Raw genomic sequence first — 18,983 nt, 5'->3', positions numbered from 1 at the left:
AAAAGACGGGGTGTACACGCATGGCAAAAAGACGTTTAATAAAAAAAATCAATGAGGTTTCTGAAGAAGAGTTAGCACAAGATGTAGACTTTAATTCGGAACCAGAGCAGCAACCAGCAACAGTTAGGACGACAGCAAACAGCAGTCTGATAACTGAGCAAGAGCAAGAAATCACGCGCTTGAGAGAGCTGATCGAAGAATACAGAATGCAGGAAGATGAGTTTGAACAAAGCAAAGAAGAAAACTTCCGCTTGTCTCAACAAAACAAACAACTAGTGCATAAAGTTGAAACTAGTCAAAGTGAGTTAGAAACACTAAGAGAACAAAATGACGAACTGGCAACACAGCTGAATCAAAAAGAAACAGAACTTTTGGAATTAGAAGATGTAAATGAAGCATCTGACGGGGCTGAAGAAATTGCCCGTTTAAACGCACAGATCAGTGAACTGAAAGATGAGAATGCTAAAGGTCAGGAACGTATCGTTCAACTAGAATCAGCATTACTTGAAAAAGAAACAGAATTAGAAACACAAATCATTGAAAAAGAACAAGAAATCAAACAATTACAAACAGAATTAGCTGCCCGAGGAACAATCGGAGAAAAACAAGAAGCATTGGAGACGGTGAAGATGGAATTAGAATCATTGAATGAAAAACTTCAAACTACTGATAAAGAAAATCAAGAATTGACACAAAAACTTGCTGATCTTCAAGAAGAAATGCGTCGTTTACAACAAGAAAATCAAGAGTTGAAAGACAAAGAAGTTTCTTTAGCAGTAACGAATGATTCTTCTGTTGATAACAGCCGTGTTGAAGAGCTGAAAAAAGAATTAGAAACAGTCTTGAAAGATAAAAGTGAATTAGAAGCAACTCTAGGACAAATCCAAGGATTGAACGATAAATATTCTATCCAGAAGAATGTATTTGAATCAGAGTTAGCTACTTTAAGAAGTAACTACAAAGAAAAAGAAGAAGAACTGGATACATTAAATGCAGAACTAGAAGCAATGCGTAGTATGTCTGCAACAGGCGAAGTAAAAGGTGATCAGCTTGCAGAGCTATTACAAGCAAAACAACAAATCAATGATCTATTATTGAAAAACCAATCACTTCAAGAAGAAGCTTTGAAGTCACAACAAGAAATCGGTGAAGTAATGGTTTCTGCGAAGAAAGAAGCTAATAGAATCATCAATGAAGCACAAGTTGAAGCAAAACACATGATCAACTCTGCTGAATTAGAAATGCTGAACATCGGTAACCGTGCGAAGAACATTTCAAATGAAGTAGAAGAGTCTAAGAATGAAGTGATGACGATCTATCGTGAATTAGAAGAACGTCTAAGTAAATTATCACGTTTAGATAAAGCGAATAACTAATCTATATAGATGAAGTGAGGGGAAGAGCAATATGAAAAAACATAACACTAAAAATTATCGACTGCTGTTGGTTTTTTCAGCATTATTGTTTAGTACTGCAATTTACTTCTTATCTAGTTCATTGATTTTAGGCGCCTCACCAGGAGGAAGTACACCAGTTACTGCAGATAGCCAGCCTGTAACGCCTGCTTCTGTTCCAGAGACAGCTTCATCAGAAACGAAAGTAGAAGCGCCGATGCCTACTGCCGTATCGACGGAACCTCCAGCAGAATCTACTGCTGCTAGTGAAGTACAGGATTCGGAAGTATATGTCGTCAAACGTGGACAGACACTGTGGGAAATTGCTCAGGATTCAGGTCTATCAATCCAAACATTAATGAATGAAAATCAACTTAGCAGCAGTGTCCTGATTGAAGGTCAGGAATTAGTATTCGGTAGATAATATGTTATGGATGGGGCAAAGCTTTTTAGCATTTTGTTCCATCCATTTTTTTACCACTTTTGATCATCGAAAATGAATGAAAGAATGTTAGTTGGGTTTATATGGAAAAATAGACAACAGTCTGTTATTCTTAGTAAAGAGTATAATCGGTATCGATTGAGGTGAATCATGAACAAATTGAAAAGACGCATTCGTCGATTGCAAAAACAATTAAAACAAAAAATGAATAAAGAGAAAAGACCGGCTAATAATCGCCGTAAATACAATGACGATAAATCAAGAGAACGATCTAAGCAAAAAAAGAAGCGTCCACAGCCACAGACAAAGTCAAGAATGGAACCAAAAAAAGAAGCTGTAGATACTAAAATAAGACAAAGTGATCCAACTGAAATAGTGGCACCGCCAATCAAAAAAAGAAAAAAACGTAAATTAACAAAAGAAGAAATCGAAAAAAGAAGAAAGAAAAAAAGAAAAGAGAATATAATCGAAATCATTAAATTTATGCTGCCTGTCGTACTTGTGGCAGTGCTTGTATTCTTTTTTATATTGAATACATCTCCGCATATGGTGGACGGTGATTCGATGAAGCCAACCTTGATGGATAAAGATCGTGTGATCGTTCGTCGCACCAAAATCCCAGAAAGATATGAGATCATCACCTTCAAACCACCTGTGAAAAGTGAATTTCAGTATGTCAAACGAGTAATTGGAATGCCAGGAGATCTAGTTTGGACAGAAGGCAATGACTTATTTATCAACCATCAGGCTGAGACGTTACCAAAAGAATCTGAAATGTCTGCTGCCAGTGAATTACCAGATGGAACGATCAAAGTCAATATTTCAGATGAAAGTTTAGAGCAAATGTCTCAATTAAACAAAATTCCGACAGGTCACTATTTTGTTTTAGGTGATAATCGAAACAATTCTAGTGATAGTCGAGCGTTTGGTCTAGTTGATGGAAACGCGATCGAAGGAGTCGTTTCTTTTAGATTTTCACCCTTTAACAATATCGGCTGGATAAAATAAAAAAGAACGATAGACTTGATCTACTAAAGTCTACCGTTCTTTTTTTATTTTTACACTTTTGTAAATTTAAAAAAATGTTATTTAAAACGAAAAGTAATTGGATTTTTTTTTATCGATATCAGATATTCTCATTTAATTTAGTACCCGACAAGAAAACAGAGAACATGAAGACTTCGTTCTCTGTTATAATTTCTATTGAGTAGTGTATAAAGTAAACGATCAGCGCGTATCGATCAGTTTAAGAATTAGCTTTTCGATTTCTGTCATATCATAACTATTGCCGATATCTGAAAAAATATAGACAAGTTCCTGCTTTTCAGCGATTACTTCGGTATATATATTAGAAAGCAGTATGTCATAATGGCTTTCCTCTTTAAATGCTTCTGCTTTGATTGGATATTTGTGGCCTAAGACGTTAGTCAGATGCTGAATAACCAATTCACCTATGGAAGGATTCAATGAGTGGTATACGCCTATTGCTATTTTTTCTTCATTCAATTCAGCGATATGATTTAAAATGATCGTGTAATGAATTTCAGTAAATTTATTTTTGTAACTACCTTTTTCACCATCCTGATCGAACTTCTTTGTAGCAATATCCATCAGTTCAAAGACTTCATTGCCGGAAAACGGATGCCGATGAGCATTGACGATCGATTTGATCGTCCAACTATCGAATGGCAAAATGAAACCATCAAAATAGTAAAGTTGTGAGTGCAGTTGAAACAATAAGTTTTCAATATATAACAAACGTGCAGACGACGCATAGCTGGATAAATAACCTTGTTGCTTTAAATATTTTAAAATCACCTTATTCATGTAGTTCAAGTAAGAACTTTCTCTGCGCTGTTTTTCTGCTAATCGAAAAGCAAAAGAAGAGTTTGGAGAAAAGTTATTCATGGAACAAAAGAAGTCATAGAACATGTATGCTTCATAGATAGTATATGGACGATCGATTTTTTTCATATATGTATGTAAGGAAAGGTTGATTTCTTCAAATAGAGGCCGATCTGGATAATCATAGTTCGGACTAATAACTGGATTGTACTCAGTTGTCAGTCTGCGGAAAGAAATTTTCATCCACAGCTTGATTTGTAGCACTTCAGTTGGATCAAACGTCAAATTAAGGGCTTCTTTCAAAATATCGACAAAGCCTAGATATTGATTTGCTGTTTCTTTTTCTAAACTGGATTTGTCCTCAAAAAGAAACCAAAAGAAGTTAAAGAAGAAATAGCGAATTTGTTTTTCTTCTCCAATCAATTTTCCACGCTTGATTTGCAGTCGGAATTCTTTTAAAAGCTCATTAAGCTCAGTGATTTTCCGATAATACGTAGCGGAACTGATCGCATAATTCAACTGGAAATAGTCACAAGTTAGTTCACCTTTATTGAATAATCGATTGATCATTTGAAATTTAATAGATTTTTCTAAAAAAAGAACAACAACTTTCTTTAATGGAAAAGTAGCTTGTTTTTTTAAAGAAATATTTTCCCCTTGTAAGGTTATTTCCACTTGATCATCTATTTTATTCTCTTCGAGAAAACTTTGCAGGAAAGAAAGATATTCATTTAATGTTGGTAAGCTAATTTGAAATTCATTTACTAGCTCGTTTTTTGTTGCAACACCTTGATTGTTATATAAAAATAATAATATATCATTCATATAATCAAAAGGCTTTTCTAAAAAATCTCGTTTTAGCATAATAGACACCTCACTTTAAGGATACTTGATTCACATGAAAATGGCAATACGCAACTTATAAAAAGAAATTTATCACTTATTATTATTTAAAAAAACTAAAATTTTGTATATAATGAAGCGTGATCTTCTTTTTTTTTGATATTTATGCAATTATTATAGTTACAAGTGATTGAAAGGAGAAGAGCTTTAGTGAAAGTAGTAATTATTGGAGCTTCCCATGGCGGACTTCAGGCAGCATTGGCACTAAAAAGATTAGATCCTAGTACTGAAGTTCTTTTGATAGAAAAAAGAACTGAGATTAGCTTTATTTCAAGTGGGATCATTTTAAAAATGAATGGCATGGTCGATGAACTAGATCAAGTCAGATATCTTACTTCAGAGGAATTAGAAGAAAAAGGAATCAATATTTTTCTTAATACCGCTGTAACAGCGCTAGATCCTGAAAGAAAAACAGTCATTTTTGAAAGCCAAGATGGACAAAAAAGTGAATTGAGCTACGATAAATTGATTCTGGCGACAGGTTCAAATCAATTTTCGACAAACCTGACATTGCCTAGTGAGGACAAGGTCACTATGTATAAAAGTTATCCAAGTTCAGTGAACGCATTAGCAAACTTAGAAAAAGCACAATCTATCTCGATCGTTGGCGGTGGCTACATTGGTGTAGAGTTGTGTGATGCGTTAAAAGATCAAGGGAAAGAGATCCATTTGATCGAGAGTGCAGATTCTGTCCTTTTTCGTTATCTTGGGAAAGAAATTTCATCTATTATTGAAAAAAAGATCATTGATTCAGGTATTAACTTGCATTTAAATGAAAGTGTTCTTGGTTTTTCTGATACAGACAAAGAGTTATTCGTGACACACACAACAAATAAAGAGATACGTAATAATTATGTGATCGTTGCAGTGAATGCCCGACCTGATACCACGTTGGTCAAAGATTTTTTAGATTTAAATACCAACGGCACAGTTCGAGTAAATGAGCAGATGCAGACCAGTGATCCGAATATTTATGCGGTCGGAGATGTCACCTCGTATCCTGTGAGAAACAGTTACCGCAAATCATTTATTCCCTTAGTGAATAATGTTGTAAGAAGTGCGATCGTCGCTGCGATGAATGTGTTAGGACATACGATGAACTACAATATGACACAAAGAACCACAGCAACTAAAATTTTCGGGTGTTACATTGCTAGTACTGGCTTGACTGAAGACGAAGCAGTTTTTGAAGGAATCGAAGCTGAAAGCATTTTTGTGACATTGCCTTGTCAGATGCCTTATCTTGAAATTCAAGAAGAGGTTCATGTGAAGTTGGTCATTGAGAAAAGTACGCACAAATTGATCGGAGGACAATTGATGTCTGAAAAAGATATTACACAGTCGATCAATACCTTATCTTTGGCAATCGACAAAGAAACGACATTGGAAGAATTAGTCACTATGGACTTTTATTTCAATCCAGCGATCAATCAACCTCTAGGATTTATCGGTCAGGCAGCGTATGAATTTTTGATCAAAAAATATGGAGTCTAATTTCTATAGTAAATAAAACAGTCATTTATCGCATAAAACGGCAGGAAATCTTTTTTGTTCCTGTTGTTTTTTTACAATAAAGGCAAATTACTTCTACTTATAGGGATTTAAGCTTATAATAGAATAAAAAATCTAGGAGGCATCGCGAATGAAAGCAGAGGAACAGAAATTTTATGACTTCATAATGGATCGTACCAAAGATGATCACAAAGAAGACATGAAACATTTGCTAGCGGAATTGATGGAAAGAAGAGCGACAGATAAGCTTGATAAAATGTATCTGATGAGTGTGGTTCCTAGAGCATTGTCTTATTTAGATCCAGATTCAGTAAATGAAGTAAAAAAAGTAGTGTCAGAATTTTCAGCAAAATTATAAGCTCGGCAAAAAGAGACAAGCTGATTCAACTGGATGAGTTTGTCTCTTTTTAGCTGTTAAGAGATAAAACATCGTTATTTAAAACAAAGAGATAAAGTGGACGAAAAAAACTCTACGACAATTTTAACTACTTGTCGTAGAAATAGACAAAATCAGCAATTTTCATTTGTTATGGGCAAAAAATTTATGCTAAAGTATATCAGTCATTAAAAAGAATGGGTGAGCAGGATGAAACATATAAAAAATACATTGAAGTTATTTAAATTAGATTGGCAGCGCATTTTTAAAAATCCGATCGCAACATTATTGATTATTGCACTGATGATTATTCCATCCCTTTATGCATGGTTTAATATTAAAGCTTTATGGGATCCATATGCAAATACTGGAGAATTACCGATTGCTGTCTATAGTGATGACCAACCAGCCTCCTTTAAAGATAAAAAAGTCAATATTGGTGAGGAAGTGCTAAAGAATCTTCATGAAAACAAGCAGCTGGGTTGGAAATTCGTCGATTCAAAAAAGGAACTGGATAAAGGAGTAAAATCTGGGAAATATTACGCAGGTATTTATTTGCCTAAGGACTTCTCAGAAGATTTACTGAGTTTTACCACTGGAGAAATCACGAAGCCGAAAATAGAGTATTCCATCAATGAAAAGATCAATGCGATCGCGCCGAAGATCGCAGAAAAGGGAGCCACCTCGCTGCAAGCACAAATCACAGATCAGTTCACTGAAACTGCCAGTAAAACTTTGGTTCGTGTTTTCAACGAAATCGGTTATGATTTAGATTCAAATTTAGTAAGTATTACGAAAGTAAAAGACATGATCCTTTCGACAGATGCGAATATCGCAGAAATCGATAAATATACACAAGAAGTTGTTGCTTTACACGGAAAGATGCCTGAACTAAAAACAAAATTGGCAAAAGCCAATGAATTTGTCGAATATTTACCGGAAGTGGATGCCTTAGGCGCGAAGCTAGTTGATTTGAATGCTAAGATGCCAACAATCAAAGAGCAGGCGAAAGTGATCTTGACTTTACAAGAAAAAATCCCGGAAATCCAAAATGCAGGGAAGCAGTTAGCAATGATCGATGAAGATTTTGCTTCTGTAGAACAAACGATGAATGAAGGGATCGAAGAAGCGAAACAAGGATTGATCATCATTCAAGGTGTGCAACAGGCATTACCAGATATTCAAAAATTAGGTGATCAGGCAGATCAGCTGGCTAGTACTACAAGTGAGGGTGCTTCAAAATTGCAAGAAGCGTTACCAAGCATCACCAGCAGCATCAAGGTAACGTTAGATTCTGTCCAAACGATCAGCTCAAATGTTTCAGCGATCGCTGGACAAATCGAACAATTGTTATCAGATAATGAATTGACGCCGGAAGAACGTGCAGCCTTGAAACAGCTACTTGCTCAGTTTTCGGATAGCTTAGGAAAACAACAAGCCGCGATCGATCAATTGATCGTGATGTTGACGAATATTCAACAGGCAGCTGGAAACCAAGATCTACAACCGATCATCGATAATTTGACGAGTGTAAGTACATTGATCGGAGGGCTAAAAGCTCGTGTTGATAGTATTGATGCAGATGCTATTTCCGCTGAGGAATTAGAAGCCGTTTTAAATGAAATTAGAGCAACTGCAGATAATATTAGTAGTTTGGCTGGCAGTATCGATGTTGATGGCGTGAGTGCTAGCGTCAACGATATTTTAACGAAATTGATTGATACGATCCATACAGCACAAGGACTTTTATCTCAAGCAAAACAAGTTGATTTTGCAGCATTACTGCGTTCAACAGAAGCAACGGTCACTAATGCTATAGGGATTTTAGAAAAATATCAGGCAGAATTACCTGCTATCAAGCAGGAAGTTCATGATGCGAATGTTTTATTGAACGGGCATATGGATACGATCGTCAATGGAATCAATAAAGGTGCAGATCTTTATAATAATGAGTTACCGGTCATTGAAGATAAGCTAGGATTGGCAGCGGCGTTTATCCAAAATGATTATCCAGGAATCAGAGATGATATTACTGGAACACTGAAAACAGTGAATGATAAAATGCCGGATTTAGAAGCTGCTTTGAATAAAGCGAATGATTTAGTTAAAAATGACTGGCCAAGCATCAAAAAAGGCCTTCATAAAGCTGCTGAAGCGATCAGAGAAGGTGAAAAGGATGTTGATCTTGGAGAAGTGATCAAGCTGCTTAAACTGGATGCAAACGCCGAAAGTGACTTTTTCACAAAACCAGTAGAAATCTCTGAAAAACAAATTTATCCAATTGCCAATAATGGTTCTGCCAGTACCCCATTTTATACAGCGCTATGTCTATGGGTTGGAGCGGTACTGTTCTCAAGTATAGCTACAACAGATTTTTATTTAGATGAAAAAGATCGTGGTAAATACTCTAAGCGAGAACAATTTTCTGCAAGAATGCTGACATTTATCGTGATGGGCTTAGCGCAAGCGTTGATCGTAACGTTAGGAAATTACTTCTTACTTGGTGTGGATGTGAGACAGCCATTTTACAGTGTGCTATTTGCATTACTGATCGCTTTTACATTCATGGTGATGGTTTACGCATTAGTCGCCCTGTTTGGGAATGTAGGGAAAGGGATCGCGATCATTATTCTTGTGCTCTCTATATCCGGCGGCGGCGGGAATTATCCGATCCAAGTTTCCGGGAAGTTCTTCCAATTTATCAATCCGTTATTACCATTTACGCATGCGGTCAATCTATTGAGAGAGTCCGCCGGTGGAATCTATTGGCCAAATGCTTGGAAAGCGATCATTATTTTAGTGTGTATCACGATCGTGTTCTGTTTAGCAGGAGTCATTTTATATCCATATATAGAAGAAAAAACCAAGAAATTGGCTAGTATTTCCCATAAGAGTCATATTTTCCATTAAAAAATCAGAAAAAAGATCAAGTAAACTTCTAGGGCAGTTTTCTTGATCTTTTTCTATTGAGTTGAGCATTGTATTTTCAAGGGTTGCCTAATAAAAAAGGCATGTTGCCCAAGCAATCAACTTGGGACGTTCTAAACAATAAAAACTCACTAAAAAAAACCGCATTTTACTATACAAATAGAAGAAATCATTTTATAGTGTCAAGATACGCTAAAAAAAAGGTAGGAATCGTGATGATAAATTTTTTGATTGAACGCTTTGAAAAGAAACAACAGAAAAAATCGGATATCAGAACTGCTTTTGGTATTTTTGCCGGCATCATGGGCCTATTATCGAATCTACTGCTTTTTGTGAGCAAATTATTGATCGGCTTAGTTTCAGGTAGCGTATCGATCATGGCAGACGCTATGAACAACTTATCTGATACAGTTTCCTCTGTACTGACACTCGTTGGTTTTTATATTTCAGGAAAACCAGCAGATAAAGAACACCCCTATGGACATGAGCGCTTTGAATATATCAGTGGTATGCTAGTTTCACTGCTGATCACTTTTGTTGGGTTTCAATTTTTCATGACGTCGATCGACCGAATCAGAGATCCCCAGAGTATCAAAGTCACTCCAGTGATTTTAGCAGTTCTCCTGCTATCGATCCTTATTAAAGTGTGGCAGGGAGTTTTTTATCAGAGAGTCGCCAAAAAAATCGATTCGAATGCATTGGTTGCGACAGCGAAAGATAGTTTGAATGATGTTTTCACAACGATCGCTGTACTAGTATCTGCATCAGTGGAAGGAATCACAGGACTAAAAATCGATGGCTTCGTAGGTTTGTTGATCGCTTGTTATATTATTTTCAGTGGTTTGCAATTGATTCGAGAGTTTATCAATGAGTTGATGGGATTAAGACCAAATCAAGAGGCGATCGACCAAATGAAAGAATATTTGTCTTCTGTAACAGATATCGTAGGGTACCATGATTTGTTGATCCATCAGTACGGGCCAAATAAGACATTTGCTTCTGTGCATATTGAAATCGATGATCGTTGGGATTTACCCCAGGCTCATGAAAAAATCGATGAAATCGAACAAAAGTTCAAGAAGCAGTTAGGTGTTGAGCTGGTTTGCCATATTGATCCTGTGAATTTACATGATCAAAGACAACAGTTTGTTCATCTGGAAATAAAAAAAATCATCAAGTCCATCAATAGTGATTTGAGGGCTCATGATATTCGTTTGATCGATCATGGAGATAGACCACGTATTTTATTTGACCTAGTTGTTCCCAGCGATTTTAAAGCAACAGATCAGGAATTGCAAATTAGAATCCAAGAGCAAGTATATCGTAATATTGGAGATTATCCTGTAGAAGTAACCTTTGACCATATATATTTACTTTAAATATCATTTTTGTAAATATAAATCATATTAATATATCATTTTCTCAAAAAAATATGTATAATAGCCTTTTTCTACTAAAAAAATGAGAAAAGTAAGCCTCCCTAACGTGTTACCATAAGAACGGATTGTTAGGAGGAATTAAAAATGGAGATGAATTTGTTGATTGTCGTGTATTTTCTGATTGTTATGCTCACCGTTCTAGCGTTAGTTATTGTGAAAGACAAGCAAGTACTGCAGAATCTATTTGAGAAGCAAGAGATACAGCAGGAAGAGATCACTGAGCTGAAACTGGAAAAGGTTCGCTTGAAGCATGTGATTCGCATGCAGGATGAAACGATTTCGCATATGCTGGCAGAAGACGCTGATACGCCTAAAAAAGTTGCTGCTTTTCGGTCAAAGGAAATACCAGTTGTTGAAACAGCTGACCAGGAATGGCATTTAGATGAGTACGAAAGTATGAATCAGGAATATTACCAAATATAGCTAAAAAAATAATCTGTAATGAGTGCTTATGAAGGCTCCTTGCAGGTTATTCTTTTTTATTCTGTATGTGATTCATCTTGTTTACAAGAAGGGAACACTTTATACTATGAGTGAAAGAAGGAGGCATGGAAATGGAAATGCAGTTGATAGTGGTAGGGTTTATCGTGCTGGTCATTTTATTGATTGGATTGATCGAGCTCATCAATCGAATAAAACTAAAGAAATTGGTAAAAAATAAGTGGGGAACTTTTTTTACTAGCCGTTTTTTCGATAAGGAAGAAAGCTTAAAGAAAGCTTGGCAGCAATCGAAGAAATATCAGACATTTGATAGCGAGATCGATGATATTACTTGGTATGATTTGGATGGCTATACTATTTTTGAACAAATCAATGCAACATACTCTAGTATTGGTTCAGAAGCCTTGTATCAGCGTTTGAGAAATTTCGATTTTTCAAAAAATCGCCATGATCGTTTAGAAGTCTTGATTTCTTATTATAAAAAGAATCCTGTAATTAGAGAAAAGATACAGTATTTATTTGCTTGTCTTGGAAAAAAAGATAATAATCATGTTGAAAGTTATTTGAGTGAAACAAGAGAGCAAGAGTTGCCTTATACTAAAATTTATCTGTTTTTAGGATTATTACCACTCGTTGGATTGGTAATGCTCATTTTATTGCCTAGTACCTTGTCGATTGTCATTCTTTTGGGTTCAATTCTTTTCAATGTCATTTACTATCAAATAAAAAAGGAAACATTGGAGCGGGAATTAGCTTGTATGGGTTACTTGGTTCAAACGATTGCTTGTGCCAAGAAGATAGCAAAGATTGAAACCCCATTTCAAGAGGATATAAAAAGAACGCTCACGCCATTAGCCTCGATGACAAAGTTTGGAGTTGCTTTTCGAATGAAGTCAAATAGCGAAGCAGAGTTGCTGTTCGACTATTTATCGATGATTTTTATGCTGCCGTTCATTTCTTATAACTTTGTCTTGGAGAAATTAGCAGATCATGAAGAACAGGCAAAAGAATTATGGCGTTTATTAGGAGAATTAGAGGTTGCAGCAGCTGTATTGAATTTTCGAATACTAATGCCTGATACCAGTCAACCTGTTTTTAGTGAAGACGTTTGTGTAAGTGGAACAGAGGTCTATCATCCTTTTTTGAAAACACCTGTACCGAATCAAGTTGAATGGACTAAAAATACGCTTGTGACAGGCTCTAATGCTTCAGGGAAGTCAACGTATGTCAAAAGTGTAGCAATCAGTTGTATCTTATCTTTAACGATTCATACGGCATTAGCAAAGACCTTTCGTTTACCCTTTGGACATGTTTTAACCTCGATGGCAGTAGAAGATGATATTTTTGAAGGAGACAGCTACTTTGTAGCGGAGATCAAATCTGTCAAGCGTGTACTGGATCTGGTTGAAACGAATGTACCCTGTTTTTGTTTTATCGATGAAATACTTAAAGGAACGAATACCATTGAGCGTATCGCAGCATCATCAAGTATGGTGCACTGGTTGAAAGATTATCCTTCTCTAGCCTTCATTGCCACTCATGATATTGAGCTGACCGAAGTTTTGAGAGAATCCTGTGCCAACGTTCATTTTGAAGAACAAGTAACTGGGAAAAATGGAGTAACGTTTGATTATCTATTGAAAGAGGGACCTGCACGTACTAGAAATGCGATTCGATTATTAGAAGTGCTGAATTACCCCGAAACTGTAATAGCTACTGCAAAAAAAGAAGCAAACTATTTTGACCAACATCACGCATGGAAAATACTTGAAAGTTGAAAAGAAGAGCACTCATTTTTTATGTCTGTTCGCGTTCAGAGAGCGAAACAAAACTGATTTTTGGTTTTGTTCCGTTCTTTTTTTATTCTTAATAGAAGGTCGCTAAAAATCAAATTGCTCGAACTTAATCAATTTTTATTTCGATCTTCTTATTTATTTTGCCACAGAAATGTGCATAAGCGGAATATTTTTTTGTCCAGTCAACTCTTGTTAGAATGGATAAAAGAAAGATAAATGAAAACTACTTATTTCTATCATTAATTTTACTAAATAATAATTGACAATTAGGTTTTAAGAGCGTAGCATATGTGATTGTTTGTAGAAAAATATCTCTTTTCTGAAAGGATTCAGAAAAACTATTTGGCTTTTTATTGAAAGCAAAGGAGGAGACAATATGGATTACTTGAAGCGATTATTTATCGGAAAACCGCTAAAATCTACTGAGAATGATGAGCATAAATTAAGTCGGTTTGCAGCTTTAGCATTATTATCATCAGATGCATTATCTTCGATTGCTTATGGTACGGAACAAATCGTTGTCGTACTAGTTACTTTATCGGCAGCCGCTATTTGGTATTCGTTACCGATTGCTGCATTTGTTATTATTTTACTTATTTCATTGACACTATCTTATCGGCAAATCATTCATGCTTATCCCCATGGCGGTGGAGCCTATGTTGTCAGCAGTGAGAATTTAGGGAAAAATGCTGGCTTGATTGCTGGTGGTTCTTTATTAGTGGATTATATGCTGACCGTAGCAGTTTCTGTATCTGCAGGTGCAGAAGCGATCATTTCAGCCGTACCAGCATTGTATGGACATCAGGTGATCATTTCGATCGGGATCGTGTTATTGATCATGCTGATGAATTTACGAGGGTTACGAGAATCGGCCGGATTTTTGATGTTTCCAGTCTATAGTTTTATTGCGGTCATTACATTGCTGATCGTGGCTGGTTTATTCAAAATCATGACTGGTACAGTTCCGCTGCACGCAACAGCGATACCTGGGACAGTTGTACCAGGTATTACGATCGCATTGATTTTACGTGCGTTTTCTTCTGGGTCATCTTCATTGACAGGTGTGGAAGCTATTAGCAATGCGGTTCCTTTTTTTAAAAAGCCTAGAGCAAAAAATGCAGCTGGTACGCTGGCTTTGATGGCAACGATCTTGGGCTTCTTCTTCGTTGGGATCACGTTTATCAACTATTGGTACGGCATTGTTCCTAAAACGGAAATGACCGTACTGGCTCAAATCGGACAAGCTGTTTTTGGTCAAAATATTTTGTATTATATTTTACAGTTTGCAACGGCTTTGATTTTAGCTGTAGCTGCAAATACTGGTTTTTCGGCATTTCCAGTTTTAGCTTACAATTTAGCCAAAGATAAATTTATGCCGCATATGTATATGGATCGTGGCGACCGTTTAGGCTATTCTAATGGGATTTTGACTTTGGCAGCGGGTTCTGTTGTACTCCTGCTGATTTTTCAAGGATCGACAGAACGTTTGATTCCACTGTATTCAATCGGTGTGTTTATTCCGTTTGCCTTATCTCAAACTGGAATGGTACTTAAGTGGCGTAAGGAGACAAAGAAATGGTTGTCTAAGTCTGCTGCTAATATTGTTGGGGCCTTTATTTCTTATGCGATTATTGTGATTTTATTTGTCTATCGTTTGAACGACATCTGGCCATTTTTCATTATTATGCCAGTCTTGATTTTCATTTTTTACAGCATTCATACGCATTATAAAAATGTAGCAGAACAGCTACGTCTGGAAGAAACAGTGGATGAGCAAAAATATTATGGAAATACGGTGATCATTCTAGTTGGAAATGCGACAAAGGCAAACGTTGGAGCAATCAATTATGCCCGTTCAATCGGAGACTATGTTGTAGCGATGCACGTGTCTATCGATGAAGACCCAGCCAAAGAAAAAGAAATCGAAGCTGAATTTAAGAAGTCCTTTCCAGATATTCGTTTTTCGATCGTCCATTCGTCCTACCGTTCGATCACGAATCCTATTTTGCGCTACGTTGATTTAGTTAGTAAGAATTCAGCTAAACGCAACTATACGACGACTGTCTTGATTCCGCAATTTGTGCCAAATAAACGCTGGCAAAATATTCTTCATAACCAAACCAGTCTGCGTTTACGGCTTCGTCTGGCTTTGCGGGACAATCTGATCGTTTCAACGTACAGTTACCGACTGAAAAAATAAAACAAAAAAGCAGCTCTTCTCAAAAATCAGAAGAGCTGCTTTTTTATTGCCTATGAATGTTTACTTGCAGGATCAAGACGTCGCTCGATCATGCCCAGTACCCAGTCAGTAATGATCGCCATCAAAGCTGTTGGCAAGGCGCCGACAAGAATGATCGCTGTACCATCTGTTGCATTGGTTCCGCGGATAATGATGTCGCCTAGACCGCCTGCCCCGACAAAAGCACCGATGGCAGTGATCCCGATCGCAACAACTAATGCATTGCGGATCCCAGCCATGATCACTGAGACTGAAAGCGGCAATTCAACCATGTAAAGCCGCTGCCATTTTGTCATGCCCATTCCTTTCCCAACATCTAAAATATTTCTGTCCACTTGGATCATACCAGTATACGTATTTTTGATGATCGGCAACAGAGAATACAAGAATACGGTGACAATAACGGTGTTCACACCTAAACCAAGTCCGAGCATCAAGATAGACAACATCGCAAGGGAAGGGACTGTTTGGATCAAGTTAGCGATACTAACGACCCAGCCGGCCATTTTTCTTCTGCGGGCAATGAAAATCCCGATGGGAATCCCCACGATTGCTGCAAATAAAACACCATAAATGGAAATCAAAAAATGTCTTACGAACTGACTTAACACATAGCTGCCATTTTGCTCAAAGTAATAGAGAAACTGCTGTAGTAAATTCATATCTTGTAAGTTTTGCATTAATTTCCACCTCCTTCAGATTCAAAGAAGTGATGTTCCTTCAAGAAGTTCTCCGCTACAGTCTCAGGTTCCATCAAATCATTATCTGCTTGGAAATTGAGTTTTTGCATGGTTTCTGTAGAGATTTTTCCGGATAATTTATTTAGAATATTTTCCAGCTCCGGATGTTTCTTCAAGACTTCATCTGTTGCTACTGCAGAGGCATCATAAGGTGGGAAGAAATGCAGATCATCTTCTAAAATAACTAGATCATAGCTGCCGATCCGTCCATCTGTCGAGTAGCCTAAAACAACATCCATTTTATTAGCGGCGACCGCATCATAAACCAGACCGATCTGCATAGGGAAGACCCGTTTAAAGTCAAAGCCATATGTTTCTGTAAAGCCTTTATAGCCGTCACCTTTTCGGTCGATCCAGGAAGTATCCACACCAGCCGTCAATTGATCGCCTACTTTTTTGAGGTCACTGATTGTTTTTAAATTATATTTTTTAGCAGTTTCCTGTGTGACCATGAAAGCGTAAGTATTAGCGAAACCGTAGGATTTAAACCATTTTTGTTGGTATCTTTTCTCAAATTCTGCCTGTACCACATTGAAGGCTTTTTCAGGTTCTTTGATCGGTTCTAAATTTAACGTAGTCGTTAAATCGGTCCCAGTATACCGAGCAGCCGAAATTTGGGCATCTCCATTGATCATCGCTTGGTGATTGATCGTTGTGGTTGCTAGATTATTGATGATCGTTGTCTTTTCATCTGTATAATGTTCGATCATCCCTGCAACTAAACTAGCCAAAATTTGTGCCTCAGATGTGATTCCTCCAGTGATGGAAATTGTATTTTCATCAGAGTTAGAAGCCAATCCTGGTAATGAGCAGCCAGAAAGTAATAACGCACTGCAGCATACGACAAGGAATAATTTTAATTTGTGTTTCATTCGTCTGCCTCCCTTAACGCTTTAGGAGTGATTTTCTTCTCTAATAAGCCCAATAATAAATCAGCAGCTAAAGCTAAAATCGTTACTGGAATCGTACCAGCAAAAATCAAATCAGGCTGATAGTTATTCAAACCACTGAAAATAAAGTCTCCTAGACCGCCTGCACCAATATAAGAAGCAAGGGTTGCCCAAGCGATAACATAAACAGCAGCTAGGCGAATCCCAGCCATGATCGTTGGCATGGCGATCGGCAGTTCTACCATGAAGATCGACTGTGTATTTGTCATGCCCATTCCTTTAGCGGCATCCTTATAATCAGAGCTAACTTCTTTGATTCCAATATAGGTATTTCTCAAAATCGGCAACAATGAATAGATAAATAATGCGATGATCGCTGGAATTTTTCCGACACCGAAAATGGGGATCATCAGTGCCAATAGAGCCAAAGATGGGACCGTTTGTAAGGCACTAGTCAAACCAATGATAATAGCGGCCGTTCTTTTGGTGCGTGTTAGTAAAATCCCAATCGGAACCGCAAGCAAAATCCCTAAACCAAGAGCCATTCCAGAGATGAAAATATGCTCACCGATTTTTGTAACAAGCTCATTTCCTCGTTCTAAAAGAAACTGATTCATTTTTTACACCTCCGCTTGCGGCTGTGTGACATCTGTTGTTTCAGTTTCATCTGTATGTTCTTCTTCGCCCCAGATAACGTCGTATACGATATCTACGAGAGAAGCTCTTGTTAAGATACCAACGACTTTTTGCTGGTCATCAACAACAGGAACATATTTCAATCCGCGTTTTAAAATGCGCTGTAAAGTATCCCGCAATAAAGAAGATTTTTTTACAAAGAAAACTTTTGGATTCATGATGTCACTAACACTGGTTGCTTTATTCCGACGGCGGTCTAAGGTTTCGACATCGATGAAGCCTTTCAGAATACCAGTACCGTCAACTACTAATAGCGTATCCACCCGTTTTTCTCTCATTAGCTTGATTGCTTCAGAAAGTGATTTTTCCGGAGTGATCGTAATGGCATTGTTCAGCATTACTTCACCCACAGTCGTAATATCCGGTTTTGCTTGGATCAATCGGTCTTCACCGATCAACTCTTCAACAAATTCATTGACAGGATGGCGTAAAATATTATCTGGTGTATCAAACTGAATGACTTTACCTTCGCTCATAATGGCGATTCGATTGGCTAATTTCAGTGCTTCATCCATATCATGTGTAACAAAAACAATGGTTTTCCCTAAACGTTCTTGTAGGTCTTTCACTAAATCCTGCAAAGAATCTCTTGTGATCGGATCCAAAGCACCAAAAGGCTCATCCATCAATATAATGTCCTGATTCGCTGCTAACGCTCTAACAACACCGATCCGTTGTTGTTGTCCGCCGGATAATTCGTTAGGATAACGATCAAGCATTTCTCTAGGCAACTCAACCAAATCGATCATTTTCTCTGCAATTTTGTTGCGTTCTTCCAAATCAACTTTCAGCAATTTTGGTACAAGTACAATATTTTCCCGGATCGTCATATGCGGCATTAATCCGATGTTTTGAATAACATACCCAATCTTTCTTCTTAACTCTACCGGATTGATCGTTTGAATGTCTTCACCGTTAATCAAGATTTTGCCTTTTGTTGGATCCGTCATTCGATTGATCATCCGCATCGATGTTGTTTTTCCGCTGCCGCTGGTACCGATAAAGCAAATAAATTCTCCTTTATCAAACGACAGATTGACGTCATCTACAGCGATTTTACCACCTTTGTAGATTTTTGAAACATGTTGAAATTCGATCAACTTTCCCACCCCAAATTCTTTTTTCTTAGTCTTTTTTTCAATCGATCTTTGCTGTTTTGCATTGAGATAACAAATGTTCCTATATTACTAGTATGCTACAAAACATTGATTAGGACAAATCAGATGTTTTTTTGTAAAAACTGTTATGGATAAAAAAACAATTGAAAGAGGTTGATATAGTAAAAAAAGTTCTGACTATTATTCTATTGACAATAGTTAGAAACCTTAGTATATTGTTGTCT

General features: G+C 37.0%; 15 protein-coding genes. 10 read left to right on the top strand and 5 right to left on the bottom strand.

The annotated features are described in order from the left end of the window. Positions 1-20 precede the first annotated feature (20 nt). The 3 genes from IGI58_RS04475 to lepB all read left to right on the top strand — a co-directional run bounded on the left by IGI58_RS04475 (position 21) and on the right by lepB (position 2,844). Positions 21-1,376, top strand: coding sequence for a hypothetical protein (locus IGI58_RS04475; RefSeq protein WP_225533546.1), 1,356 nt, complete (start codon positions 21-23; stop codon positions 1,374-1,376). A gap of 31 nt (positions 1,377-1,407) precedes the next feature. Then, positions 1,408-1,818, top strand: coding sequence for a LysM peptidoglycan-binding domain-containing protein (locus IGI58_RS04470; protein WP_429954329.1), 411 nt, complete (start codon positions 1,408-1,410; stop codon positions 1,816-1,818). 168 nt (positions 1,819-1,986) lie between these two features. Then, the gene (gene lepB, locus IGI58_RS04465) at positions 1,987-2,844 is read left to right on the top strand and encodes a signal peptidase I (protein WP_429954330.1); all 858 of its coding nucleotides are present in this window, start codon (positions 1,987-1,989) and stop codon (positions 2,842-2,844) included. A gap of 219 nt (positions 2,845-3,063) precedes the next feature. On the opposite strand, the gene IGI58_RS04460 is transcribed toward lepB, so the two are convergent. Next, the gene (locus IGI58_RS04460; RefSeq protein ID WP_225533549.1) at positions 3,064-4,545 is read right to left on the bottom strand and encodes a helix-turn-helix domain-containing protein; all 1,482 of its coding nucleotides are present in this window, start codon (positions 4,543-4,545) and stop codon (positions 3,064-3,066) included. A gap of 189 nt (positions 4,546-4,734) precedes the next feature. Between IGI58_RS04460 and IGI58_RS04455 the strand changes: the two genes are divergently transcribed. The 7 genes from IGI58_RS04455 (at position 4,735) to IGI58_RS04425 (ending at position 15,276) form a co-directional block, all read left to right on the top strand. Further along, the gene (locus IGI58_RS04455; RefSeq protein WP_429954331.1) at positions 4,735-6,078 is read left to right on the top strand and encodes an FAD-dependent oxidoreductase; all 1,344 of its coding nucleotides are present in this window, start codon (positions 4,735-4,737) and stop codon (positions 6,076-6,078) included. Between the two features lie 148 nt (positions 6,079-6,226). After that, a complete protein-coding gene (locus tag IGI58_RS04450; RefSeq protein ID WP_225533551.1) occupies positions 6,227-6,454 on the top strand; it encodes a hypothetical protein in 228 nt (75 codons plus the stop codon). A 228-nt stretch (positions 6,455-6,682) separates the two neighbouring features. Next, entirely contained in the window at positions 6,683-9,382 is a 2,700-nt protein-coding gene (locus IGI58_RS04445; protein ID WP_429954332.1) for a YhgE/Pip family protein, read from the top strand. Between the two features lie 233 nt (positions 9,383-9,615). Further along, entirely contained in the window at positions 9,616-10,779 is a 1,164-nt protein-coding gene (locus IGI58_RS04440) for a cation diffusion facilitator family transporter (protein ID WP_429954333.1), read from the top strand. A 144-nt stretch (positions 10,780-10,923) separates the two neighbouring features. Then, on the top strand, positions 10,924-11,262 hold the full coding sequence (locus IGI58_RS04435) for a hypothetical protein (protein ID WP_225533554.1): 339 nt from the start codon (positions 10,924-10,926) through the stop codon (positions 11,260-11,262). Positions 11,263-11,393: 131 nt separating this feature from the next. After that, positions 11,394-13,058, top strand: coding sequence for a MutS-related protein (locus IGI58_RS04430; protein WP_429954334.1), 1,665 nt, complete (start codon positions 11,394-11,396; stop codon positions 13,056-13,058). A gap of 394 nt (positions 13,059-13,452) precedes the next feature. Further along, on the top strand, positions 13,453-15,276 hold the full coding sequence (locus IGI58_RS04425) for an APC family permease (RefSeq protein WP_429954335.1): 1,824 nt from the start codon (positions 13,453-13,455) through the stop codon (positions 15,274-15,276). Positions 15,277-15,326: 50 nt separating this feature from the next. On the opposite strand, the gene IGI58_RS04420 is transcribed toward IGI58_RS04425, so the two are convergent. The 4 genes from IGI58_RS04420 to IGI58_RS04405 are packed head-to-tail and all read right to left on the bottom strand — an operon-like array spanning position 15,327 to position 18,741. Continuing rightward, on the bottom strand, positions 15,327-15,995 hold the full coding sequence (locus tag IGI58_RS04420) for an ABC transporter permease (protein ID WP_069664689.1): 669 nt from the start codon (positions 15,993-15,995) through the stop codon (positions 15,327-15,329). After that, positions 15,995-16,927, bottom strand: a complete 933-nt coding sequence (locus IGI58_RS04415; protein WP_225533557.1) for an osmoprotectant ABC transporter substrate-binding protein — start codon at positions 16,925-16,927, stop codon at positions 15,995-15,997. Before IGI58_RS04415 ends, IGI58_RS04420 begins: the two co-directional genes overlap by 1 nt. Then, positions 16,924-17,562 (bottom strand): ABC transporter permease, encoded by a 639-nt coding sequence (locus tag IGI58_RS04410; protein ID WP_225533558.1) that lies wholly within the window; start codon positions 17,560-17,562, stop codon positions 16,924-16,926. Before IGI58_RS04410 ends, IGI58_RS04415 begins: the two co-directional genes overlap by 4 nt. A 3-nt stretch (positions 17,563-17,565) precedes the next feature. Next, positions 17,566-18,741 (bottom strand): betaine/proline/choline family ABC transporter ATP-binding protein, encoded by a 1,176-nt coding sequence (locus IGI58_RS04405; RefSeq protein WP_429954336.1) that lies wholly within the window; start codon positions 18,739-18,741, stop codon positions 17,566-17,568. Positions 18,742-18,983 lie beyond the last annotated feature (242 nt).

It is taken from the genome of Enterococcus sp. AZ020 (assembly GCF_050499205.1).
GTDB classification, from domain to species: Bacteria; Bacillota; Bacilli; order Lactobacillales; family Enterococcaceae; genus Enterococcus_L; species Enterococcus_L dunnyi.
The sequence above is the reverse complement of the archived record's forward strand: the minus strand, read 5'-3'. Positions and strand labels throughout refer to the sequence as shown.

Excerpts from the sequence above, each read along its gene's own strand:
- IGI58_RS04475 (WP_225533546.1), top strand. The coding sequence starts at position 21 with ATGGCAAAAAGACGTTTAATAAAAAAAATCAATGAGGTTTCTGAAGAA.
- IGI58_RS04470 (WP_429954329.1), top strand. The coding sequence starts at position 1,408 with ATGAAAAAACATAACACTAAAAATTATCGACTGCTGTTGGTTTTTTCA.
- lepB (WP_429954330.1), top strand. The coding sequence starts at position 1,987 with ATGAACAAATTGAAAAGACGCATTCGTCGATTGCAAAAACAATTAAAA.
- IGI58_RS04460 (WP_225533549.1), bottom strand. The coding sequence starts at position 4,545 with ATGCTAAAACGAGATTTTTTAGAAAAGCCTTTTGATTATATGAATGAT.
- IGI58_RS04450 (WP_225533551.1), top strand. The coding sequence starts at position 6,227 with ATGAAAGCAGAGGAACAGAAATTTTATGACTTCATAATGGATCGTACC.
- IGI58_RS04445 (WP_429954332.1), top strand. The coding sequence starts at position 6,683 with ATGAAACATATAAAAAATACATTGAAGTTATTTAAATTAGATTGGCAG.
- IGI58_RS04440 (WP_429954333.1), top strand. The coding sequence starts at position 9,616 with ATGATAAATTTTTTGATTGAACGCTTTGAAAAGAAACAACAGAAAAAA.
- IGI58_RS04435 (WP_225533554.1), top strand. The coding sequence starts at position 10,924 with ATGGAGATGAATTTGTTGATTGTCGTGTATTTTCTGATTGTTATGCTC.
- IGI58_RS04430 (WP_429954334.1), top strand. The coding sequence starts at position 11,394 with ATGGAAATGCAGTTGATAGTGGTAGGGTTTATCGTGCTGGTCATTTTA.
- IGI58_RS04425 (WP_429954335.1), top strand. The coding sequence starts at position 13,453 with ATGGATTACTTGAAGCGATTATTTATCGGAAAACCGCTAAAATCTACT.
- IGI58_RS04420 (WP_069664689.1), bottom strand. The coding sequence starts at position 15,995 with ATGCAAAACTTACAAGATATGAATTTACTACAGCAGTTTCTCTATTAC.
- IGI58_RS04415 (WP_225533557.1), bottom strand. The coding sequence starts at position 16,927 with ATGAAACACAAATTAAAATTATTCCTTGTCGTATGCTGCAGTGCGTTA.
- IGI58_RS04410 (WP_225533558.1), bottom strand. The coding sequence starts at position 17,562 with ATGAATCAGTTTCTTTTAGAACGAGGAAATGAGCTTGTTACAAAAATC.